Annotated in this window: 20 protein-coding genes and 1 pseudogene; 13 read left to right on the forward strand and 8 right to left on the reverse strand. The window is 51.4% G+C overall.

Annotated features, from left to right (window positions below):
• Window positions 1–113: 113 nt before the first annotated feature.
• The 3 genes from hglS to SK39_RS22685 all read left to right on the forward strand — a co-directional run bounded on the left by hglS (window position 114) and on the right by SK39_RS22685 (window position 3,698).
• Window positions 114–1,457 carry a 2-oxoadipate dioxygenase/decarboxylase HglS gene (hglS, locus tag SK39_RS22675; protein WP_003020282.1) on the forward strand — a complete coding sequence of 448 codons (1,344 nt, stop codon included), beginning with the start codon at window positions 114–116 and terminating at the stop codon, window positions 1,455–1,457.
• A 193-nt stretch (window positions 1,458–1,650) separates the two neighbouring features.
• Window positions 1,651–3,306, forward strand: coding sequence for a glucan biosynthesis protein D (locus SK39_RS22680; RefSeq protein ID WP_048217538.1), 1,656 nt, complete (start codon window positions 1,651–1,653; stop codon window positions 3,304–3,306).
• A gap of 167 nt (window positions 3,307–3,473) precedes the next feature.
• Window positions 3,474–3,698, forward strand: coding sequence for an HP1242/YdcH family protein (locus SK39_RS22685; protein WP_003020276.1), 225 nt, complete (start codon window positions 3,474–3,476; stop codon window positions 3,696–3,698).
• A 66-nt stretch (window positions 3,699–3,764) separates the two neighbouring features.
• On the opposite strand, the gene alr is transcribed toward SK39_RS22685, so the two are convergent.
• Entirely contained in the window at window positions 3,765–4,991 is a 1,227-nt protein-coding gene (alr, locus tag SK39_RS22690; protein ID WP_048217539.1) for an alanine racemase, read from the reverse strand.
• Window positions 4,992–5,209: 218 nt separating this feature from the next.
• Between alr and rimL the strand changes: the two genes are divergently transcribed.
• Window positions 5,210–5,755: a 50S ribosomal protein L7/L12-serine acetyltransferase gene (gene rimL, locus SK39_RS22695; protein WP_003836113.1), complete on the forward strand. Its 546-nt coding sequence runs from the start codon at window positions 5,210–5,212 to the stop codon at window positions 5,753–5,755.
• Here the strand turns inward: rimL and ydcK are convergent.
• Complete coding sequence (gene ydcK, locus SK39_RS22700) at window positions 5,747–6,727, reverse strand: YdcK family protein (protein WP_032935675.1); 981 nt, start codon at window positions 6,725–6,727, stop codon at window positions 5,747–5,749. The genes rimL and ydcK overlap by 9 nt on opposite strands.
• Window positions 6,728–6,840: 113 nt before the next feature.
• Here ydcK and tehA point away from each other — a divergent pair, with 113 nt between their 5' ends.
• The 3 genes from tehA to SK39_RS22715 all read left to right on the forward strand — a co-directional run bounded on the left by tehA (window position 6,841) and on the right by SK39_RS22715 (window position 9,278).
• Window positions 6,841–7,842: a dicarboxylate transporter/tellurite-resistance protein TehA gene (gene tehA, locus SK39_RS22705; protein WP_048217540.1), complete on the forward strand. Its 1,002-nt coding sequence runs from the start codon at window positions 6,841–6,843 to the stop codon at window positions 7,840–7,842.
• Window positions 7,842–8,438 carry a tellurite resistance methyltransferase TehB gene (gene tehB, locus SK39_RS22710; protein ID WP_003020257.1) on the forward strand — a complete coding sequence of 199 codons (597 nt, stop codon included), beginning with the start codon at window positions 7,842–7,844 and terminating at the stop codon, window positions 8,436–8,438. Before tehA ends, tehB begins: the two co-directional genes overlap by 1 nt.
• Before the next feature lie 168 nt (window positions 8,439–8,606).
• Window positions 8,607–9,278, forward strand: coding sequence for a DUF3313 domain-containing protein (locus SK39_RS22715; RefSeq protein WP_003020253.1), 672 nt, complete (start codon window positions 8,607–8,609; stop codon window positions 9,276–9,278).
• A gap of 37 nt (window positions 9,279–9,315) precedes the next feature.
• Here the strand turns inward: SK39_RS22715 and SK39_RS22720 are convergent, their stop codons facing one another.
• The gene (locus SK39_RS22720; RefSeq protein ID WP_003020250.1) at window positions 9,316–10,224 is read right to left on the reverse strand and encodes a DMT family transporter; all 909 of its coding nucleotides are present in this window, start codon (window positions 10,222–10,224) and stop codon (window positions 9,316–9,318) included.
• 185 nt (window positions 10,225–10,409) lie between these two features.
• Here SK39_RS22720 and SK39_RS22725 point away from each other — a divergent pair, with 185 nt between their 5' ends.
• Entirely contained in the window at window positions 10,410–11,279 is an 870-nt protein-coding gene (locus SK39_RS22725) for an AraC family transcriptional regulator (RefSeq protein ID WP_003836123.1), read from the forward strand.
• On the opposite strand, the gene SK39_RS22730 is transcribed toward SK39_RS22725, so the two are convergent.
• The gene (locus tag SK39_RS22730; protein ID WP_048217541.1) at window positions 11,262–12,428 is read right to left on the reverse strand and encodes a benzoate/H(+) symporter BenE family transporter; all 1,167 of its coding nucleotides are present in this window, start codon (window positions 12,426–12,428) and stop codon (window positions 11,262–11,264) included. The two genes, SK39_RS22725 and SK39_RS22730, sit on opposite strands and share 18 nt — an antisense overlap.
• A gap of 104 nt (window positions 12,429–12,532) precedes the next feature.
• On the opposite strand from SK39_RS22730, the gene SK39_RS22735 reads away from it, so the two are divergent.
• Together SK39_RS22735 and SK39_RS22740 are read left to right on the forward strand one after the other, a co-directional pair.
• Window positions 12,533–13,069 (forward strand): helix-turn-helix domain-containing protein, encoded by a 537-nt coding sequence (locus SK39_RS22735; RefSeq protein ID WP_003836127.1) that lies wholly within the window; start codon window positions 12,533–12,535, stop codon window positions 13,067–13,069.
• A gap of 79 nt (window positions 13,070–13,148) precedes the next feature.
• Window positions 13,149–15,110, forward strand: a complete 1,962-nt coding sequence (locus SK39_RS22740; RefSeq protein ID WP_048217542.1) for a peptidase U32 family protein — start codon at window positions 13,149–13,151, stop codon at window positions 15,108–15,110.
• Between the two features lie 3 nt (window positions 15,111–15,113).
• On the opposite strand, the gene SK39_RS22745 is transcribed toward SK39_RS22740, so the two are convergent.
• The 4 genes from SK39_RS22745 to SK39_RS22755 all read right to left on the reverse strand — a co-directional run bounded on the left by SK39_RS22745 (window position 15,114) and on the right by SK39_RS22755 (window position 18,072).
• Window positions 15,114–15,344, reverse strand: a complete 231-nt coding sequence (locus tag SK39_RS22745) for a DUF2554 family protein (RefSeq protein ID WP_048217543.1) — start codon at window positions 15,342–15,344, stop codon at window positions 15,114–15,116.
• 189 nt (window positions 15,345–15,533) lie between these two features.
• Complete coding sequence (locus SK39_RS26470; protein WP_003020230.1) at window positions 15,534–15,659, reverse strand: DUF2474 domain-containing protein; 126 nt, start codon at window positions 15,657–15,659, stop codon at window positions 15,534–15,536.
• Window positions 15,659–16,669 carry a cytochrome d ubiquinol oxidase subunit II gene (cydB, locus tag SK39_RS22750; protein ID WP_003020227.1) on the reverse strand — a complete coding sequence of 337 codons (1,011 nt, stop codon included), beginning with the start codon at window positions 16,667–16,669 and terminating at the stop codon, window positions 15,659–15,661. Before cydB ends, SK39_RS26470 begins: the two co-directional genes overlap by 1 nt.
• Window positions 16,669–18,072: a cytochrome ubiquinol oxidase subunit I gene (locus tag SK39_RS22755; protein WP_048217544.1), complete on the reverse strand. Its 1,404-nt coding sequence runs from the start codon at window positions 18,070–18,072 to the stop codon at window positions 16,669–16,671. The genes cydB and SK39_RS22755 overlap by 1 nt, the downstream gene beginning before the upstream one ends.
• A 234-nt stretch (window positions 18,073–18,306) precedes the next feature.
• Between SK39_RS22755 and SK39_RS22760 the strand changes: the two are divergent.
• From SK39_RS22760 to ydcS, 3 genes and pseudogenes are all read left to right on the forward strand, one after another.
• Window positions 18,307–18,498 (forward strand): annotated as a pseudogene (locus tag SK39_RS22760) (type II toxin-antitoxin system HicB family antitoxin); the annotation flags it as partial.
• 92 nt (window positions 18,499–18,590) lie between these two features.
• A complete protein-coding gene (locus SK39_RS22765; protein WP_003843728.1) occupies window positions 18,591–20,000 on the forward strand; it encodes an aminotransferase-like domain-containing protein in 1,410 nt (469 codons plus the stop codon).
• 328 nt (window positions 20,001–20,328) lie between these two features.
• Window positions 20,329–21,474, forward strand: a complete 1,146-nt coding sequence (ydcS, locus tag SK39_RS22770; RefSeq protein WP_003020212.1) for a putative ABC transporter substrate-binding protein YdcS — start codon at window positions 20,329–20,331, stop codon at window positions 21,472–21,474.
• The last annotated feature ends 16 nt before the right edge of the window (window positions 21,475–21,490 follow it).

Raw genomic sequence — 21,490 nt, forward strand, 5'->3', positions numbered from 1 at the left:
TCATCGTTTATATGGGTGGGAAGTTTACGCGGGGTCACACTTTGTAAATTCTTCCCACCGGAGTCAGCGGTGTTTTCTACACTCCAGGTAATATTCACTGGAGGCATGACATTATGGCGAACACCATCACGGCAGATGAGATTCGGGAACAATTTTCGCAGGCAATGTCAGCAATGTACCAGCAGGAAGTCCCGCAATACGGCACGTTGCTGGAACTTGTCGCTGATGTGAATCTGGCGGTACTGGAAAATAATCCGACGCTGCATGAAAAACTGGCGAATGCGGATGAACTGGCCCGGCTAAACGTTGAGCGCCATGGCGCTATTCGAGTGGGTACCGCGCAGGAGCTTTCTACGCTGCGCCGAATGTTTGCCGTTATGGGCATGTATCCGGTGAGTTATTACGATCTCTCCCAGGCAGGCGTCCCCGTACATTCCACAGCCTTTCGTCCCATCGACGATGCCTCGCTATCGCGCAACCCGTTTCGGGTATTCACCTCGTTATTACGGCTCGAACTAATCGAAAACGCCGCGCTGCGGCAAAAAGCCGCTGAGATCCTTGCGAAACGCGATATTTTCACTCGCCGTTGTCACGAGCTGCTGGATGAATTTGATGCGCAGGGCAGTTTTACATCTGAACAGGCGCAAGAGTTTGTGCATGAAGCGCTGGAAACATTCCGCTGGCATCAGCACGCCACGGTCGATGAAGAGACCTATCACGCATTGCATAACGAACACCGGCTGATTGCTGATGTAGTGTGTTTCCCCGGTTGCCATATCAACCACCTGACGCCGCGTACGCTGGATATCGACCGGGTGCAGTCGATGATGCCGGAATGCGGCATTGAACCGAAAATACTGATTGAAGGGCCGCCACGCCGCGAGGTGCCCATTTTATTACGTCAGACGAGTTTCAAAGCGCTGGAAGAACCGGTGTTGTTTGCCGGTGAAATGCGCGGCACTCACACGGCACGTTTCGGTGAAATCGAACAGCGCGGTGTGGCCCTGACGCCGAAAGGTAGAGCGTTATACGACGAATTGCTGAATAAAGCGGGAACGGGGAAAGACAATCTGACGCACCAGTTACATCTTCAGGAGGTGTTCAAGGCGTTCCCGGACAGTGAGTTTCTGCTGCGCCAGCAGGGACTCGCCTGGTTTCGTTATCGACTGACGCCATCAGGCGAAGCGCATCGCCAGGCAATCCGTCCGGATGACGACCCGCAACCGCTCATTGAGCGAGGGTGGCTGGTTGCGCAACCCATCACCTACGAAGATTTTTTACCGGTGAGCGCCGCAGGGATTTTCCAGTCCAATCTGGGGAATGAAACGCAGGCTCGCAGCCACGGGAATTCCAGCCGCGACGCGTTTGAACAGGCGCTGGGTTGCGCGGTTTATGACGAGTTTGCGCTGTATCAGGAGGCGCAAGAGCGAAGTAAACGTCGGTGTGGTTTACTTTAATGGAATTTACATGGGATTCGGTCTGTTCCCATCGACATAAAATATTTTCGATTTTGTACAGATAATCGGCGACCAACAATTGGATTATTAATGAATTTTGTCTAGAGTGAGCGGTCAGAAATGTGCACTCTCTTGCCGCTGATTTTGACCGGCGCGGGACCATTTACACGACCAGAAGGACTCACTTTCAGGCATGAATCGCAGACGATTTATTAAAGGTTCAATGGCAATGGCCGCCGTGTGCGGAACCAGTGGTATTGCATCACTCTTTTCCCGCGCCGCCTTTGCGGCAGAGTCTGACATTGCAGACGGAAAAACCGTACGTTTTGATTTTTCCGTTCTGCAATCGATGGCCCATGACTTAGCACAGAAACCCTGGGGCGGCGCACCGCGCGCGTTACCGGACACGCTGGCGAAACTGACGCCGCAGGCCTACAACAGCATTCAATATGACGCAGAGCAGTCTCTGTGGAATAACGTTGAAAATCGTCAGCTTGATGCGCAGTTCTTCCACGTGGGAATGGGTTTTCGTCGCCGTGTACGCATGTTCTCGGTTGATGGCAGTACGCATATGGCGCGTGAAATTCACTTCCGTCCGGAACTGTTTAAATATAACGATGCGGGCGTGGATACCAAACAGCTGGAAGGGCAGACTGACCTCGGATTCGCCGGGTTCCGTGTTTTTAAAGCGCCAGAACTGGCCCGCCGCGATGTCGTTTCTTTTCTGGGTGCCAGCTATTTCCGCGCCGTGGATGACACCTATCAGTACGGTTTATCGGCCCGCGGTCTGGCGGTAGATACCTACACCGACAGCAAAGAAGAGTTTCCTGATTTCACCTCTTTCTGGTTCGAGACGGTTAAACCGGGCGCAACCTCCTTTACCGTGTATGCACTTCTCGACAGCCCAAGCGTAACCGGTGCATTCAAGTTCGTGATCCACTGCGAGAAAACGCAGGTGATTATGGATGTGCAAAACCACATCTATGCGCGCAAAGACATCAAGCAGCTCGGCATTGCGCCGATGACCAGCATGTTCAGCTGCGGTAACAATGAGCGTCGAATGTGCGACACTATTCACCCGCAAATTCATGACTCCGATCGTCTGGCGATGTGGCGGGGCAATGGCGAGTGGATCTGCCGCCCGCTGAATAACCCGCAAAAGCTGCAGTTCAACGCCTATACCGATAACAACCCGAAAGGGTTTGGCTTGCTGCAACTCGATCGCGACTTCTCCCATTACCAGGACATCATGGGCTGGTATAACAAGCGTCCAAGCCTGTGGGTCGAACCGCGAAACCAGTGGGGCAAGGGGACCATCGGCCTGATGGAGATCCCGACGACCGGCGAAACGCTGGATAACGTTGTCTGCTTCTGGCAGCCTGAGAAGAAGATCAAAGCCGGCGATGAGCTGGAATTCAAATATCGCCTGTACTGGAGCGCTCAGCCGCCGGTGCGTTCACCGCTGGCTCGCGTGATGGCGACCCGGACAGGCATGGGCGGTTTTCCGGAAGGATGGGCACCGGGCGAGCACTACCCGGAAAAATGGGCGCGCCGTTTTGCCGTTGATTTTGTTGGTGGCGATCTAAAAGCTGCTGCGCCGAAAGGCATTGAACCGGTGATTACGCTCTCAAGCGGTGAAGCGAAACAGATTGAGATCCTCTACGTGGAACCAATCGGCGGTTATCGCATTCAGTTTGACTGGTATCCGACCTCTGACTCAACCGATCCGGTAGATATGCGTATGTTCCTGCGTTGTCAGGGTGACGCCATCAGCGAAACCTGGCTGTATCAGTACTTCCCACCAGCGCCGGATAAACGTCAGTACGTTGACGACCGCGAGATGCGTTAATCACTCTCTTTACGGCTCTCCTGATGGGGAGCCGTATCTGCATTCATCCTCATAACGACTCTGTACACTATTTACTCGATCCTGTTCGCATTTTTCTGTATGGCAAATGGGTACTCTGTGAGTGTGTATTTCTTATACACGTTCTTGTCCACTAACAGGGAGAAAGTATGTTTCCAGAATACAGAGACCTTATTTCCCGACTGAAATCCGAGAACCCTCGCTTTCTGTCCTTATTCGAAAAACACAACAGCCTTGATCATGAGATCTCCAGACTGGAAGGTTCGGATGGTCGGGGGTATAGCTTGGACATTGTTCGTCTTAAGAAACAGAAACTCCACCTGAAGGAAGATTTGCTCAAAATTTTGCAAAGAGAGAGTGTCAGTGAGAGCTAAGTAGAATGGCGCTTGCTGTGTAAAAGGGCTTCCAGCGAGAAAAGGAAGCCCTTCCTGTTTTAGGTGTTAATCGACCATCACGCGTTTGTTCGTCGCCCCCCAGAGGATCGACATTTCAGTGAACAGCGCGCCGCTAATTTCTTCGACTTCTTCTGCGCTAACCTGCGCATTTCCCTGTTTACCGAACAGCACCACTTCATCGCCAGATGCAACCTGCGGTAAATCGGTCACATCGACGATCACGGTATTCATGGATGTTTTACCCAGTACCGGAACCCGCTGGCCGCGGATCAGCACGTGTCCCGCGTTACTGAATACACGGCGATAACCATCGGCATAACCTGTCGGGATATTGGCCAGAACGGAATCACGTTTAAGGGTATAGGTTCTGTCATATCCGACGGTGTTTCCTTTGGGGTAATGGTTTACCGACGCGATGGCGGATTTAAATGTCATGACGCGTTTGTATTCGGTGCTGGCGATGGTATCGCCATAAAAAATACCGCCAACACGGACCATGTCGAGCCAGGATTCTGGAACGGTCAGGGTGGCGAACGTATTCGCAACATGCAGGGTGACATCTTCGCGCTTAAGCCCGGTAATTTTCAGTACCTGGGCCGATTGCGTGTTGAAACGGGCCAGATCGCGTCTAACCACCGCAGCATCTTCTTCCGGGAAATGCGACATGATGCCATCAATTTTCAGGCCGGGTAATGCGGAAATGGCGCGGGCTTCTTCCAGACCTGCAGCGGTACTGACTTCCAGACCGTTACGCGACATACCGCCAGAGTTCAGTGCCAGATGAATACGAATGATTTTACCTTTCTCCTGAGCAATGGCACTCAGACGCTTAGCCATATCCAGATTACCGATCAGCTCTTCGGTATCGAAGTCCGCTGCCTGGCGCATCTCTTTTTCCGTCGCGTTGCGAACGCGCATGAGCTGTGATGTATAGCCTGACTGGCGAACGGTTCTAATCTCCTCATTGCTGGCGATGCCAATACATTGCACGCCGTTTTGCATCATCACCGGTGTTACCAGTGAGAGATCGTGGCCATACGCGTCTCCTTTAAGAATGGCGCACATCCGGGTTTTATCTGCCAGCAGTTGCTGAACTTTATGAATGTTATATTCCAGTGCGCTACGGGAAATTTCCAGCGTGGTATTATCCACGACCTGTTGCTGATTGACTGCAAAGGGAACGGGGCCTGCTTGAGTGGAGGAAACGGGTTGGTGACAGGCGGTAATCAGTAAAAGCGGAATAAGTGCTAAACGACCCAAAGGTGCTGCCATGCTTGCTCCTTAGCAATAAAGTGAAAGTGTTATTGTCATCATTACGGTCTATCCATGAAGGGATACCCGGATCACCAGAGTAACGGGTTCCACGCCAGAGATTCTTTCTAAGTGATTGCTGTTACAGCATAAAAATAAGACTTTCCCGACTCTAAACAGAGTAATATCGGCTACTGCCAGTCAGAAATGCCCCGTTTACGATTGCAAAGGAGATAAACATGTCAGAAATAATAATCGTTAGTGACGCGCTGGAACTGCGTGCCGTCGAAGAACAACACGTCACCCCTCTGCATCAATTGGTGCTTAAAAATAAAGTCTGGCTCCAGCAGTCGCTGAACTGGCCGCAGTTTGTGACTTCTGTGGAGGACACCCGCAAGAATGTGCAGGGCAATATGATGTTGCACCAGCGCGGCTACGCCAAAATGTTCCTTATTTTCGAACAAGGGGAGGTGGCTGGCGTTATCTCGTTTAACCAGATAGAACCGCTGAACAGAGCCGCTTATATTGGTTATTGGCTGGACGAAGATCACCAGGGCAAAGGTATTCTGTCTCAGGCGCTACAGGCATTGATTCAGCATTATGCGCAGCGCCAGGAGATTCGCCGCTTCGTGATTAAATGTCGTGTAGATAACGTCAAGAGCAACCAGGTGGCGTTGCGTAATGGCTTTCAACTGGAAGGATGCTTACGACAAGCGGAGTTCCTCAATGGCGATTACTATGATGTGAATCTCTATGCCCGCATCATTGATGACTCTTCAGAATAAACCGGCGATAGGGGTGCGCGTAATACGTTGTTCGCCGTTGATCACTTTTGGCCCGCGCAGATGGATCGCATCGCCATCAAAGGCTTCAACTTGGGCCTGACCGGTTATCTCAATATGATGCTCGATCAGCACTTCACCCAGAATACAGGCGTGGCCTTCAATCAGGATGTGCCCATCCAGCAGAATTGGGCCGCCGCGTAATTTTGCATGCCCCCCGACCAGCACATGGTGCTTCAGCACACAATTACCTTCAACCTCCGCGTGTTCCGCCACCTGCGAGCTATAGCGCAGGGTAGGAATGGCGTCTTCATCAGTTCCGGCGATGACACGCGCATGTCCATAGACTTTAGCGCAATCGCAGATCCAGACATTATTCTCTTCGTTACCTTCAACCCGTGCAAAATCAAAAACTTCAGCCCGATGTTCTATAAAGGCATAGTTGATAATTGCATCACCATAGATCTGCACCTGATGCACCACGCGTGAATTGCTGACTGTCGCCCGATCGTAAATTTGCAGGAGCTGGTCGTTTTCACGAGTAAGTCCTTTGGCGGCGATAATTTCAGAGTCACACACAACGCGCGCATCACCGCAGAGAAGGCACTCACCGCGAACAACAGAATCCCGAATGGTGACGTTGTCACGTATTTGCGCGTTATGGCTGATTTCTGCTCGGTCAATCCAGGCGGCATCACCAATCTGCGCGCCATCTCTGACCACGCTTGCCTGTGTAATACGGGCATTTCCGGATATCGTCGCGCCGGAAAACGCGAGCGCATTCTCATCGTAAATCCAGCAATCGCCACTTTGCGAAAGCACGCTTTCATCATCAATCCAGCCACCGAGCGTACCGGCTTTAACATCATTAAAATCAATGAGCGCAATTATCTGGCGTAGTAATACGCTCTTTTTATTGCCATTATCCTGGTAACTAAAGGCGCGAGGTTCATCGCCCAGACGATATTTGGTCATAGCTCATTTCCATGTTGCGCACCTTAGTTAAACGTAGCAAAGTTTTCCGCACTGGCTAAATTCGTGGAAATTCCATAAAATGCATTTCAAATATACTTTAAAAAATAAACAAAATGAGTAAGAGCAAGCAAAGTGAGCGAGTCCTCAATCTTCCGGCCGGTTATTTTGGCATGGTACTGGGCATCATCGGGATGGGGTTCGCGTGGCGATATGCCAGCCAGGTATGGCTTGTAAGCCACTGGATTGGCGACGGTTTAGTGATCCTTGCGATGGTCATCTGGGGATTGTTGACGCTGGCCTTTATTAGTCGTTTACTGCGTTTTCCTCATAGCGTACTGGCGGAAATTCGTCATCCGGTGATGAGCAGTTTTGTCAGTCTGTTTCCGGCTACAACGATGCTGGTCGCGATTGGTTTTGTCCCGTGGTATCGACCGCTGGCAATTGTGTTGTTCAGCATCGGCGTGGTGATACAGCTGGCGTATGCAGCCTGGCAAACGGCTGGATTATGGCGTGGCGAGCACCCGGAAGAGGCCACCACACCGGGTCTGTATCTGCCAACCGTTGCCAATAACTTTATCAGCGCCATGGCCTGTGGTGCGCTTGGCTTCAACGATGCCGGGTTGGTGTTTTTGGGCGCAGGGGTATTTTCCTGGCTCAGCCTCGAGCCGGTTATTCTGCAGCGTTTACGAAGCTGCGGCGAGCTGCCAACGGTTTTACGGACTTCACTTGGTATACAACTGGCGCCTGCGCTGGTCGCCTGTAGCGCGTGGCTTAGTGTGAACGGTGGCGAGGGAGATACGTTAGCCAAAATGCTGTTCGGCTATGGTCTGCTGCAACTTCTGTTTATGCTACGCCTGATGCCGTGGTATTTGTCACAGCCGTTTAATGCGTCTTTCTGGAGCTTCTCGTTCGGCGTGTCGGCACTGGCGACTACGGGGCTGCATTTAGGGCATGGCAGCGAGTCAGGTTTTTTTCATACGCTGGCGATCCCGCTGTTTATTTTTACCAATTTTATCATTGCGCTATTACTGATACGTACGTTTGCATTGCTGATGCAGGGAAAACTGCTTATTCGCACCGAACGTGCTGCATTACTGAAATCTGAGGATAAATAATGATCCGTTGTGACGAAAACTACTTTACTGAGAAATATGATTTGACCCGCACGCATTCCGATGTCGTCGACGCGGCGAAAATTGTTGCCCCGGGCAAAACGTTAGATCTGGGCTGCGGGAATGGCCGTAACAGTCTGTACCTGGCGGCCAACGGTTATGACGTTACCGCATGGGACAAGAATCCGATGAGCATCGCCAATCTGGAACGCATTAAAAACGCGGAAGGGCTGACTAATCTGCACGCTGAGGTGGCGGATCTCAATGCGCTAAACTTTGACGGTGAATACGATTTTATTCTTTCTACCGTGGTGATGATGTTCCTGGACGCGAAAACCATCCCGGGCCTGATTGAAAATATGCAGCGCTGCACCAACCCAGGTGGGTATAACCTGATCGTCGCGGCAATGGATACCGATGATTTTCCGTGCACCGTTGGGTTCCCGTTTGCGTTTAAAACAGGGGAGTTACGCCGCTACTACACAGGTTGGGATCTGCTGAAATATAACGAAGACGTAGGTGAACTTCATCGTACGGATGAGCACGGCAACCGAATTAAACTACGCTTTGCAACAATGCTGGCGCGGAAAACGATCTGACCTGCCCATTTGTGATAACTCTTTCTACGTTCAGCATTTTTTTCGTGCTGAATATTAAGAAAACGTTAAGATAAAATTGTGCGGGCCTTACCATTTTTAGTTCATCCAAAATGATTTCCTTTTGCTATTATTTCAGATGCATATCTGCAAATACTAAGGGATCGTTCCATGCGTGCTCAAACTTTATTTAAAGTTGCAGTGCTTACGGGTTTACTGGCGTTATCAGGCTGTGCTTCAAAAATTACGCAGCCTGATAAATATTCAGGTTTTTTAAAAGATTACTCCGGCCTGAAGGAAACAAAATCTGCAACCGGACAGCCGGTGCTGCGTTGGGTTGATCCCAACTTTAATGAGTCTAAATACGATAACATCGTTTATAACCCGATCACGTATTATCCGGTTCCTAAACCAACCACCCAGGTCGGTCAGCAGGTTCTTGATAAGCTGTTGAGCTATACCAATACCCAAATGAAAACTGCCCTGGCAAAACGTAAACCGCTGGTTACGACGCCAGGCTCGCGCAGTCTGATTTTCCGCGGGGCAATCACCGGTGTTGCTACCAGCAAAGAAGGGCTGCAGTTCTATGAAGTGGTCCCGGTTGCACTGCTCGTTGCGGGTACGCAAATGGCGACGGGGCACCGTACCATGGACACGCACCTCTTTTTCGAAGGTGAGTTGATTGATGCGGCAACCAATAAACCTGTCATTAAAGTTGTACGTCAGGGTGAAGGTAAAGACCTGAACAACGAAAGTACGCCGATGGCGTTCGAAACGTTGAAGAAAGTTGTTGATGACATGGCGACTGATGCTTCCATGTTTGACGTAAATAAAAAACAATAATAACGAAGAACGCACCATCCCTGGATGGTGCGTTTTTTTATGCCGCCCGGCGACGATATACGAGTTTACCCATCAGCGTTTCTGGTCGGGCAAACATCACCAGATTCCCCAGCAAAATCAATACTAATCCCACAATCGCATTAACCTGCCAGACATACCCTTCATACAACGTAGACAGCGTTAGCGCCACCAGTGGAAAAAGCAGTGTACTGTATGCCGCTTTACTGGGACCAATGCGTCCGACCAGCGTGAAATAGGCGCCGAAGGCGATTACCGAACCAAAAATAGCCAGATACAACAGCGCACTGAGATAACTGAAGGTCCACTGTGGCGTGAAGCTGTCGCCGCGCACCAACGCAATGGTAGCAATCAACACGGTGCCGTACAGCATCGCCCAACTGTTGGTGGTCATCACCTCGAGACCTTTTTTCTGATGACGCAGACTTATCATATTGCCCAGTGAGAAACCAAAAGTGCCGAGGGCGCTTAAACCAATCCCCAGCAGCAGCGAGTGATTCAACCCGCTGTTGACCAAATCCTGCCAGAACAAGGTGACGATACCTGTCAGCCCCAGCCCGGCGGCAACATAAAAGCGTCCTGGTGGTTTTTGACCAAAAAACAGGTAGCTATTAACCGCATTGAACAGGACCGCCATCGAGAAAATGACGGATTCGAGACCAGTATTGATCCACGCAGCGGCAGTGTAAAAACACCAGAAGTTAAAGCAAAAAACGCATCCACCTTGTAACAGACAAAACAGATGATCGCGTCCGGAAAGCTTACGCAATTTCCCGCTGATCAGCAGGATGGCTATCATCACAGTGCTGGCGATGGCAAAGCGCCAGAAGATGGAAACTGGCGCCGCAACCGGGCCTTGTTGCAGGTAAATCGCAATCCATGTCGTTCCCCAAATCACCACCACCAGGCAGTACAACAGTCCGTTCATACAACTCTCTCTTTTTGGTCTTCAGGCGCACACTGTGCCACGTCGGATAGCAGGGGGCTTTCATCGGCTTGCGCTGGACTTGCAAAATCTTGCGCTTTTTTTAGTGTAAAGGTGAAAAGGAAGCTGTTAACGATATGTAGCTGATATAGACTGAAAGCCTGCTAACTTATTTTGAATGTGATGGTATGTCTCAGCCCTATGGTGCCTTTGAAAACTTACGCAAACACAATGCCGTGCTGCACGAGTCGGTTGCGTTACATTCGGGGATCCAACTGGCTGCCTGGTCAAACAAGCGCGACACCATTACCCAGTATTGCGATCACCACACGCTCAGTTTATACATCGCGGATGGCTACGAGAGTTATCACAAAACGGCGGGAGGCTGGAAGAATGGCGGCGGACCGGATCGTTTTTGCCTGATGCCAAAAGAGAGTGAGTCCAGTTGGGATATTCGTGACGATCTTTCCTTTGTTCATCTCTATTGTACCGACGCTCACCTGCGCGAAGTGGGTGAAAAAGTCTGGGACAAAAGCCCTTATAGCTTCACGCTGGACGAGCATACTTTTGGCAGCGACCCGGGGATCACGGCGGTTTACCGTCAGTTTTTGCTTGGTAACGACTGGCTGCAACCCGCTAATCACCTCACGCTTAGCGCGGCATCTTCACTACTGTTAACGCATCTGATCCAGCATTACAGCAACGTTCAATGGCGGCTTCCCGTTGTCACCGGAGGGCTTGCACCTGCCACCTTGCGTAACGTGCTGGCCTATATTGAAGCACATCTGGCGTATCCCATAACGTTGAGCGATCTGGCTGGTGAAGCAGCGCTAAGCGAATTCCATTTTGCCAGAATGTTTCGCCAGTCGATGAATATGGCGCCGCATCAGTACGTCATGCAACGCCGTATGGCGCTAGCGCAGCAACTGGTCTGTTATTCATCACGCAGCCTGTCGGATATTGCAATGGCCTGCGGATTTAGTTCGGCGAGTCATTTCAGTAACCGGTTTAAACAAGTGACAGGTAAAACACCAACGCAGCTACGCGCGGCGAAATAACGTCAACACTGCGTAGCAAATACCGCCGACAACCAGCCCCCAGAATGCAGACCCAATGCCAAATACCGTCAGACCACTGGCCGTAACCAGAAAAGTCACGATGGCCGCATCGCGTTCAGCTTCATTATGTAAGGCTTGATATAAACTACCGCTAATCGTGCCGAGTAATGCAAGACCAGCAAGCATCTGGATCCAGCTTACGGGCAGGGCTGCCATCAGTCCTGTAACCGAACCGCCAAAAACCCCAGCCAGAAGATAGAAGACGCCAGCTGCCGCTGCGGCGAGCCAGCGTCGATTTGCATCCGGATGCGCTTCAGGACTTTGGCAAATTGCGGCGGTTATGGCGGCGATGCAGATGGAATAGACGCCAAAAGGTGAAAATAGCAGCGCCAGTAGACCCGTAAAAACAATCAGAGGGGAAACGGGTAACGAATATCCTGATGCTTTCATGGTCGCAATACCGGGGGCATTTTGCGAAGCCATAGTGACCAGAAATAACGGTAGTGCAATGCTGATACTGTGGGCTAATGAAAAGTGCGGGGTAATAAACGCTGGGATAACCGGTGACAGATTAACATCATTAGTGACAATGTTACCTTTCATCAAGGCGATGGCAATACCCACTAACATCGCAGCGATAACGGCATATCTTGGGGCAATAACTTTTAGCACCAGCCATGCCACCAGCATACTACCGCACAAAATAAGCTCACTGTTCAGGCTATTAAATGCCTGCAAACCAAAACGCAGTAAGATCCCAGCCAACATGGCTGATGCCAGCGAATGGGGAATGATTTTCATCAGGCGGGCAAACAGTCCGGTTACGCCGCACAGCACAATCAGCGCGTTAGCCACGATAAAAACGCCGATGGCATCCTGAATAGATACCCCGTGCAGGCCCGTCACCAGCAACGCGGCACCGGGCGTTGACCATGCGGTAAGTACAGGAGCGCGATACCACAATGTCAGCACCAGCGTACTGACCCCCATTGCTAACCCCAGTGCGGTCATCCAACCTGCAATTTGCCCGGTAGTCGCACCTGCGGCGAGTGCCGCTTGCCAGATAATGGCCGCCGAACTGGCATAGCCAACCAGGACCGCCACAAAACCCGATAATACAGTGGGCAGGGGGATGGAGAATGCACGCATATTCACTCCGTGTGCGTTATAACGGTCAATCACTGTAGCACTGTGCGTTATAGCGTACAAGTGCTAAACTGTAGCCCCGAGTAAGGAGAGCGACGAAGGAGAAAATGGACAACTTAACCCACTATCTGGCCACAACGCTCAGGACATTACGTCACCAGCGGGAATGGAGTCTTTCGCGTCTGGCGGAGGAAACTGGCGTCTCAAAAGCGATGCTGGGGCAGATTGAACGTAATGAATCCAGTCCAACGGTGGCGACATTGTGGAAAATCGCCACTGGGCTGAACGTCCCGTTTTCAACGTTTATTTCACCACCAGAGTCAGACGGCACGCTAACATTCGATCCCCAGCAGCAGGCAATGGTCGTCACGCCGTTGTTCCCGTGGGATCCTCAACTGTGCTTCGATCATTTTTCGATACTATTGGCGCCCGGCGCGCTCAGTGAATCTACTCCGCATGAGACCGGCGTAATAGAGCACGTGGTGGTGATTAATGGTCTGCTGGATATGTGTATTGAGGGGCAGTGGCGCACCCTTAAATCTGGTGAGGGTGTCCGTTTCGCCGGAGATATGGCACACAGTTACCGTAACAGCAGCGAACAAACGGTGCACTTTCATTCGCTGATCCATTACCCGCGCAGTTAATCGGGAAAACTATTCCGAAAAGCTGCGCTTGTGACTACAATAGCCGCCATTTTTACCGCTTGTGGATGGTAACAACTGTATGCGCCAGCAGCCTCATCACCTTGAATTGTTAAGCCCGGCTCGGGATACCGCCATTGCGCGCGAAGCCATTTTGCACGGCGCAGACGCCGTTTACATTGGTGGACCGGGTTTTGGCGCGCGTCATAACGCCAGTAATAGCCTGAAAGATATCGCCGAACTGGTGCCTTTCGCCCATCGCTATGGGGCGAAAATCTTTGTGACGCTAAATACTATCTTGCACGATGATGAACTGGAACCCGCGCAGCTGTTAATTACCGATTTGTATCAGACCGGTGTTGATGCTCTGATCGTACAGGATATGGGGATCCTGGAACTGGATATTCCCCCGATTGAACTGCATGCCAGCACCCAATGTGATATTCGCAGCGTTGAGAAGGCGAAATTTCTTGCTGATGTCGGATTCACCCAGATTGTCCTTGCGCGCGAACTGAGCCTTGAGCAAATTAACGCCATCCATCAGGCTACCGATGCGACCATTGAGTTTTTCATTCACGGCGCGCTGTGCGTTGCCTATTCAGGTCAGTGTTATATTTCACATGCGCAAACCGGACGCAGTGCTAACCGTGGCGACTGTTCCCAGGCTTGCCGTCTGCCGTATACCCTGAAAGACGATCAGGGACGCGTGGTGTCCTATGAAAAACACCTGCTGTCGATGAAAGACAACGATCAGACCGCCAACCTCGGCGCATTGATTGACGCAGGTGTGCGTTCCTTCAAAATTGAAGGGCGCTATAAGGACATGAGTTATGTCAAGAATATTACCGCGCATTATCGCCAGATGCTCGATGCCATCATTGAAGAGCGCGGCGACCTGGCCCGTTCATCAGCGGGACGTACCGAACATTTCTTTACCCCATCCACGGAGAAAACCTTCCATCGCGGCAGCACCGATTATTTTGTGAATGCCCGTAAAGGGGATATCGGCGCATTCGACTCACCAAAGTTTATCGGTTTGCCGGTCGGCGAAGTCCTGAAGGTGGCGAAAGATCATCTCGATGTTGAGGTGACAGAACCGCTGGCTAACGGGGATGGCCTGAACGTGTTAATCAAACGTGAGGTTGTTGGATTCCGCGCCAACACCGTGGAAAAAACGGGGAACAATCGTTATCGGGTATGGCCGAATGAAATGCCTGCCGATCTGCACAAAGTGCGTCCGCATCATCCGCTGAATCGCAACCTCGATCATAACTGGCAGCAAGCGTTAACCAAAACCTCCAGCGAACGCCGTGTTGCGATCGATATTGAGCTCGGCGGCTGGCAGGAGCAGTTGATTCTGACGCTCACCAGTGAAGAGGGCGTGAGCATCACCCATACGCTGGATGGCCAGTTTGAGGAAGCGAACAATGCGGAAAAAGCGTTGAGTAACCTACAGGACGGACTGGCAAAACTTGGGCAGACGATGTACTACGCCCGCAATATTCAGGTGAATCTGCCGGGCGCGCTGTTCGTGCCAAACGGTCAACTAAATCAGTTACGACGTGAAGCCGTTGATATGCTGGATACAGCGCGCCTGCAAAGCTATAAGCGCGGCAGCCGCAAACCAGTATCCCAGCCAGCGCCGGTTTATCCGCAAACGCACTTGAGTTTCCTGGCTAACGTCTACAACCAAAAAGCGCGTGAGTTTTATCACCGTTATGGCGTTCAGTTGATTGATGCAGCCTATGAAGCGCATGAAGAAAAGGGCGAAGTACCGGTGATGATCACCAAACATTGCCTGCGCTTCGCCTTTAACCTGTGTCCGAAACAGGCGAAAGGGAATATCAAGAGCTGGAAAGCGACACCAATGCAACTGGTTAACGGCGATGAAGTCCTGACGCTGAAATTTGATTGCCGACCGTGCGAAATGCACGTGATCGGCAAGATGAAACATCACATTCTGAAGATGCCGTTGCCGGGTAGCGTCGTGGCTTCGGTCAGTCCGGAAGAACTGATGAAGACACTGCCGAAGCGTAAAGGTTAATCGTTAGCTCAGATGCGTATCGGGTTTGCGTGATTTTTGCCAGTGATGGTGTTCACGAAGATCGGCGGCGGATTCTTCCGCCGTCACTCGCAGCTCATCGCTGTCGGCCGTGTGTCGTAGTAAATGATCGGCATCCTGCACCTGAAGATATTCATGTCCCTGATTAGTAGCGAAAAGTTGACCGGAAAAAAGCGCGCCGGCCAGCAATAACACTGTTAACCCTTTCTTAAACATCATGCACCCTCTGGTACGTTAGCTGCGGAATTGGCGATAATTTCGCCTGGTGACTATTCAATATTTTAATCGGGATAATGACAATCTCTGTTTTGTCATTTCGATGTTTTTTACATTTTTGTTTAGTCGATGTTGGGATTTGTAACACCCGGGCAGTGCAGCGCTGCCCGGGTGTTATCAGGGAGAGATTCAGGACTTAAATCCAGCGGCCGTCATCAGGAGACGAAAGAACATGCCAACAGCGGCGAGGGCCAGCACGCTGCCGCCCCAGAGGATCACCAGCCACATCAGGCGTTTCCAGATTGTTTGTTGCATCAATGATACCCCTCACCATGTTGAACTTTGCCGCGGAAAACGTAGTAGCTCCAGAAGGTGTACACCAGGATTATCGGGATAATCAGCAGTGCGCCAACCAACATAAAGCCCTGACTTTGCGCCGGAGCCGCCGCTTGCCAGAGCGTAATGGACGGCGGAATGATGTGTGGCCAGATACTGATCCCCAGCCCGCTAAACCCGAGGAAAATCAGCCCCAGTGTCAATACAAAAGGCAGCGTATGGCAGTTATGTTGCCCCAGCGAACGCCACAGCCAGATGCTGATAAGCGCAACCAGCAGCGGAACCGGCATCAGGAACCACAGGTTGGGCAGACTAAACCAACGCTCGGCAATCGCGCTATGCGCCAGTGGTGTCCACAGGCTGATAATGGCAATCACAATCAACATTGCCAGCAGCAGTTTTTTGGCCACGCGACGCATTTTATCCTGCAACGGATTTTCACTTTTCATCACCAGCCATGTCGCTCCCAGCAGGGCATAGGCTACAACCAGGCCAACGCCGCAGAACAACGTGAACGGGGTCAACCAGTCGAAAGGACCGCCGCTGTAGCTGCGACCGGTAACGGAAAATCCGTTGAGTACGGCACCCACCACCACGCCCTGGGTGAATGTCGCCAGGATTGAACCGCTGAGAAAGGCTTTATCCCAGAATGGTCGATGCGCCGGCGTGGCCTTGAAGCGAAACTCAAACGCGACGCCGCGAAAAATCAGGCCGATTAGCATCAGGGTCAACGGGATCGTCAGCGCATCGACAATCACCGCATAGGCCAGCGGGAACGCGCCAAATAACCCGGCCCCGCCCAGCACCAGCCAGGTTTCATTCCCATCCCATACGGGAGCGACGCTGTTAACCATCACATCGCGGTCATCAGCGTCCTGAATCGCGGGGAATAAAATGCCAATCCCGAGATCAAAACCGTCCATCACGATATACATCAGCGTGGCGAACACGATAATCACAAACCAGATAACTGATAAATCGATACCCATTAGCGATGAGCCTCCGGTTGAGAATCAAGGACGGCAGCCGAAAGCGGCCGGGCAGGCGTGCCGGTTGGCGGAATTGTTGGGTCATCTTCATGTGGCCCCTTGCGGATCAGGCGTATCATATAGCTGTAACCCACACCAAACACTGAGCTGTACACCACAAAGAAGGACAGCAGGCTGATGCTCATATGTAAATCACCATGTGCGGAAACCGCATCCGCCGTACGTTGCAGACCGTAAACCACCCACGGTTGACGGCCAACTTCAGTGGTCACCCAACCGGCAAGGATGGCAATCAGACCTGAAGGGCCCATCCACAAGGCAAAGCGCAGGAAAGGGCGCGAGGTGTATAAACGCTGCTTATAGCGCAGCCACAGGGCAAAAGCGCCCAGCAGGATCATCAGCATGCCTAGCCCGGCCATTATGCGAAACGACCAGAACACCATAGTTGAGTTAGGCCTGTCTTCTTTAGGAAACTCTTTTAGTGCCGGGACCTGTTTGTCCAGGCTATGGGTCAGGATCAGACTGCCCAGGGCAGGAATTTCCAGCCCATAGCGGGTGCGTTCCTGCTCCATATCCGGCCAGCCGAAGAGTAGTAGCGGGGTTGGTTCGCCGGGCGGATTTTCCCAGTGCCCTTCAATCGCAGCAATTTTTGCCGGCTGATGCTTCAGCGTATTCAAACCGTGCATATCGCCAATCAAAGCCTGCAGCGGGGCGACGATTAACGTCATCCATAGCGCCATTGAGAACATCGCGCGAATAGCCGGGGTGTTATTCCCGCGCAATAAATGCCATGCACCTGACGCTGCAACAAACAACGCGCTGCTGAGGAAAGCGGCAACGGACATATGCAGTAAACGATAAGGGAATGAAGAATTGAAAATAACGGCGAACCAGTCAACGGGAACGACCTGGCCGTTAACTATTTCATAGCCTTGCGGTGTCTGCATCCAGCTGTTAGAGGCGAGGATCCAGAAGGTTGAAATAATGGTACCCAGTGCGACCATGCAAGTGGCAAAGAAGTGAAGCCCTGGGCCAACCCGGTTCCAGCCAAACAGCATTACCCCAAGGAAGCCCGCTTCGAGGAAGAAGGCGGTGAGCACTTCATAGGTCAGAAGCGGCCCGGTGATGCTACCGGCGAACTCGGAAAAACCACTCCAGTTGGTACCGAACTGATAAGCCATCACCAGCCCGGAAACTACACCCATACCAAAGTTTACGGCGAATATTTTCGACCAGAAATGGTATAGCGAACGCCAGGTGGGATTTTTCGTCTTTAGCCATAACCCCTCAAGTACTGCCAGATAACTGGCGAGGCCGATGGTAATGGCCGGAAAGATGATGTGAAAGGATACCGTAAACGCGAACTGGATCCTCGCCAGGTGAAACGCGTCAAGACCGAACATGCTTAACTCCGCAGACAAAATTGATTTGGCGCAATTCTAAGCCTGAGAAGCATTGCGGGGCAGAAACAGAACAGTTCTTTTTAACCATAACAGTTGCAGTGCTGTTATAGGTTGTACACGCTGATATGAAATCTGGAAGCTGGATTCCTGTTATTAAATAGCGTCCTCCCCACGTTAGTGATTTTGCGATATTAATAGCAAGGTAATTAAAAGGTAATCATAAATGTTTACTTTGTGTGTATAAAGGTTCTTCTGCTGAATGCCTTCCTTGAATCAAAAATCACCCAGCAGGAGCTGGCGAACAGGATCGGCAGACCTAAGCAGGAGATCACCCGTTTATTTGATTTAAAGCACACGACAAAAATTGATGCTGTGCAGATTGCTGCGCGCGCCTTAGGCAAAGAGCTGGCGTTAACGATGTTGTAAAACTGTTAACTATAACAGTTATAAAAAACACCCTGATTATGTAAACTGATATACACAGTGATTGTCACCGACACCGGTAATCAGGATCAAAAATGAAAAAGTACCAGCGACTGGCAGAGCAAATTCGCGATCAAATTGCGTCTGGCGTATGGCAGCCAGGCGATCGCTTGCCTTCCTTGCGTGAGCAAGTGGTCAGCAGCGGAATGAGTTTTATGACCGTCGGACACGCATACCAGTTGCTGGAAAGCCAGGGGCGGATTATCGCCCGGCCGCAGTCTGGTTATTATGTCGCCGCGCGCCCCGAACGTGAACTGGCAGCGCCGCAGGTGCAGGTCACGCGCGACGAAGCGGTGGATATCAATACCTATATTTTTGATATGTTGCAGGCCAGCCGGGATGCGTCAGTGATGCCCTTTGCCTCCGCATTCCCCGACCCGCGTCTGTTTCCACTTCAACAGTTGAACCGCTCGTTGGCACAGGTGAGTAAAACCGCCACCGCCATGAGTGTGATTGAAAACCTGCCGCCGGGGAATGCTGAGCTGCGTCATGCCATTGCCCGTCGCTATGCTCAACAGGGGATGACCATTTCACCGGACGAAATCGTCATCACCACCGGCGCGCTGGAAGCCCTCAACCTGAGCCTGCAAGCAGTCACTGAACCGGGTGACTGGGTGATTGTCGAAAACCCCTGTTTTTACGGGGCGTTGCAGGCCCTGGAGCGATTACGTCTGAAGGCGCTGTCGGTAGCCACCGACGTTAACGAGGGGATCGATCTTGCCGCGTTGGAGCAGGCGTTACAGGAGTACCCGGTAAAAGCTTGCTGGCTAATGACCAACAGCCAAAATCCGCTGGGTTTTACGCTCAGCGCAGAGAAAAAGGCGCGTCTGGTTGCCTTGTTGGAAAAATACCACGTAATGCTGATTGAAGATGATGTTTACAGCGAGCTGTACTTTGGCCGCGAAAAACCGCTACCTGCCAAAGCCTGGGATCGCGCCGACAGCGTTCTGCATTGTTCGTCTTTCTCGAAGTGTCTGGTGCCAGGATTTCGTATTGGCTGGGTGGCAGCAGGGAAACATGCCCGGCGTATTCAGCGACTCCAGCTAATGAGTACTTTATCTACCAGTTCGCCCATGCAGCTTGCACTTGTTGATTATCTTTCAACCCGGCGCTATGACGCGCATTTGCGACGCTTGCGTCGGCAGTTGGCGGAACGTAAACAACAGGCCTGGCAAACGCTGCTGCGTCATCTTCCGGCGGAAGTCAGAATTCACCACAACGACAGCGGTTATTTTCTGTGGCTGGAGCTGCCGGAACCGCTTGATGCTGGTGTGCTCAGTACCCATGCGCTGGCACACCACATCAGCATTGCGCCGGGGAAAATGTTCTCGACCTCGGGAAGCTGGACACGTTTTTTTCGTTTTAATACTGCATGGCACTGGGGAGAGCGCGAAGAGCAGGCCGTAAAACAGCTTGGCAAATTAATTCGTGAAATGATGAAATAAACCATAACGCGCTATTCAATATAAATGAATAGCGCATTCTTATTTTCGAAATAGTGAATGCTGAACCACGGTATTATTTATATCGGGTGCGGCCATACAAAATATCAATAGTTAATACTATTGCCACCTCTGCATCTAACTCCTTGTCTATACTCCAGAAGATTACCCCCCAGGTCAGAGTCTGTAGCGTAATGAGCGTTAGCTCACAACCTGATTAAATTTCCTTGCACCAGCAGGAACGCTTACAACACCCCGACTATTTTTAGAAAAGGACATATATTTACGGCAAGGCTGCCGCTCAATATTTTTTCGACAGGAGTAAGACGTTATGAGCAAGCAACTTGCCCTCAGTAGCCTGTGTGCCTTCAGCATGACGCTGATGACTGCGCAGGCAGCCGAACCCCCCACATCATTAGATAAACCGGAAGGCCGCCTGGATATTATTGCCTGGCCGGGTTATATCGAACGTGGGCAAACCGATAAACAATATGACTGGGTCTCGCAGTTTGAGAAAGATACCGGCTGTGCGGTCAATGTAAAAACGGCGGCCACCTCTGATGAGATGGTCAGCCTGATGGCTAAAGGCGGTTACGACCTGGTAACCGCTTCTGGTGATGCCTCACTGCGCCTGATAATGGGAAAACGCGTTCAGCCGATTAATACTGCGCTGATCCCTAACTGGAAAACCCTTGATCCGCGAGTAGTAAAAGGGGAGTGGTTTAACGTTGGCGGTAAAGTTTACGGTACGCCATACCAGTGGGGACCAAACCTGCTGATGTATAACACCAAAACCTTCCCAACGCCGCCGGACAGCTGGAACGTGGTATTCGTTGAACAAAATCTGCCTGACGGGAAAAGCAATAAAGGTCGCGTTCAGGCTTACGATGGCCCGATCTATATTGCCGACGCCGCATTATTCGTTAAAGCCACCCAGCCGCAGTTGGGTATTACCGACCCCTATCAGCTCACTGAAAAACAGTATCAGGCGGTGATCAAAGTCCTGAGCGATCAGCACGCGTTGATCCATCGCTATTGGCACGATACCACCGTGCAAATGAGCGATTTCAAAAACGAAGGCGTAGTGGCGTCAAGCGCCTGGCCTTATCAGGCTAACGCCTTGAAAGGTGAAGGTCAGCCAATTGCCACGGTCTTCCCAAAAGAGGGGGTTACCGGATGGGCTGATACCACCATGCTGCACAGTGAAGCGAAACACCCGGTTTGCGCTTACAAATGGATGAACTGGTCATTAACCCCGAAAGTACAGGGCGACGTAGCCGCCTGGTTTGGTTCTCTGCCAGTGGTGCCTGAAGGTTGTAAAGCCAGCCCGTTACTGGGTGAAAAAGGCTGTGAAACCAACGGCTATAGCTATTTTGACAAAATTGCCTTCTGGAAAACGCCAATTGCCGAAGGTGGAAAATTCGTTCCTTACAGTCGCTGGACGCAGGATTACATCGCCATTATGGGTGGTCGTTAATTCCGCTGGGGGTTTT

Origin of the sequence: Citrobacter sp. BIDMC107, from assembly GCF_001037575.1 — a bacterium.
GTDB classification, from domain to species: Bacteria; Pseudomonadota; Gammaproteobacteria; order Enterobacterales; family Enterobacteriaceae; genus Citrobacter; species Citrobacter freundii.

Bases quoted from the DNA above. Each gene is read 5' to 3' on its own strand.
- SK39_RS22715 (WP_003020253.1), top strand. From the start codon at position 8,607: ATGCGTGCTCAAACTTTATTTAAAGTTGCAGTGCTTACGGGTTTACTG.
- hglS (WP_003020282.1), top strand. From the start codon at position 114: ATGGCGAACACCATCACGGCAGATGAGATTCGGGAACAATTTTCGCAG.
- SK39_RS22755 (WP_048217544.1), bottom strand. From the start codon at position 18,072: ATGTTCGGTCTTGACGCGTTTCACCTGGCGAGGATCCAGTTCGCGTTT.
- cydB (WP_003020227.1), bottom strand. From the start codon at position 16,669: ATGGGTATCGATTTATCAGTTATCTGGTTTGTGATTATCGTGTTCGCC.
- alr (WP_048217539.1), bottom strand. From the start codon at position 4,991: ATGGCAGCACCTTTGGGTCGTTTAGCACTTATTCCGCTTTTACTGATT.
- SK39_RS22765 (WP_003843728.1), top strand. From the start codon at position 18,591: ATGAAAAAGTACCAGCGACTGGCAGAGCAAATTCGCGATCAAATTGCG.
- ydcS (WP_003020212.1), top strand. From the start codon at position 20,329: ATGAGCAAGCAACTTGCCCTCAGTAGCCTGTGTGCCTTCAGCATGACG.
- SK39_RS26470 (WP_003020230.1), bottom strand. From the start codon at position 15,659: ATGCAACAAACAATCTGGAAACGCCTGATGTGGCTGGTGATCCTCTGG.
- SK39_RS22730 (WP_048217541.1), bottom strand. From the start codon at position 12,428: ATGCGTGCATTCTCCATCCCCCTGCCCACTGTATTATCGGGTTTTGTG.
- tehB (WP_003020257.1), top strand. From the start codon at position 7,842: ATGATCCGTTGTGACGAAAACTACTTTACTGAGAAATATGATTTGACC.
- tehA (WP_048217540.1), top strand. From the start codon at position 6,841: ATGAGTAAGAGCAAGCAAAGTGAGCGAGTCCTCAATCTTCCGGCCGGT.
- ydcK (WP_032935675.1), bottom strand. From the start codon at position 6,727: ATGACCAAATATCGTCTGGGCGATGAACCTCGCGCCTTTAGTTACCAG.
- SK39_RS22685 (WP_003020276.1), top strand. From the start codon at position 3,474: ATGTTTCCAGAATACAGAGACCTTATTTCCCGACTGAAATCCGAGAAC.
- SK39_RS22680 (WP_048217538.1), top strand. From the start codon at position 1,651: ATGAATCGCAGACGATTTATTAAAGGTTCAATGGCAATGGCCGCCGTG.
- SK39_RS22740 (WP_048217542.1), top strand. From the start codon at position 13,149: ATGCGCCAGCAGCCTCATCACCTTGAATTGTTAAGCCCGGCTCGGGAT.
- rimL (WP_003836113.1), top strand. From the start codon at position 5,210: ATGTCAGAAATAATAATCGTTAGTGACGCGCTGGAACTGCGTGCCGTC.
- SK39_RS22745 (WP_048217543.1), bottom strand. From the start codon at position 15,344: ATGTTTAAGAAAGGGTTAACAGTGTTATTGCTGGCCGGCGCGCTTTTT.
- SK39_RS22720 (WP_003020250.1), bottom strand. From the start codon at position 10,224: ATGAACGGACTGTTGTACTGCCTGGTGGTGGTGATTTGGGGAACGACA.
- SK39_RS22735 (WP_003836127.1), top strand. From the start codon at position 12,533: ATGGACAACTTAACCCACTATCTGGCCACAACGCTCAGGACATTACGT.
- SK39_RS22725 (WP_003836123.1), top strand. From the start codon at position 10,410: ATGTCTCAGCCCTATGGTGCCTTTGAAAACTTACGCAAACACAATGCC.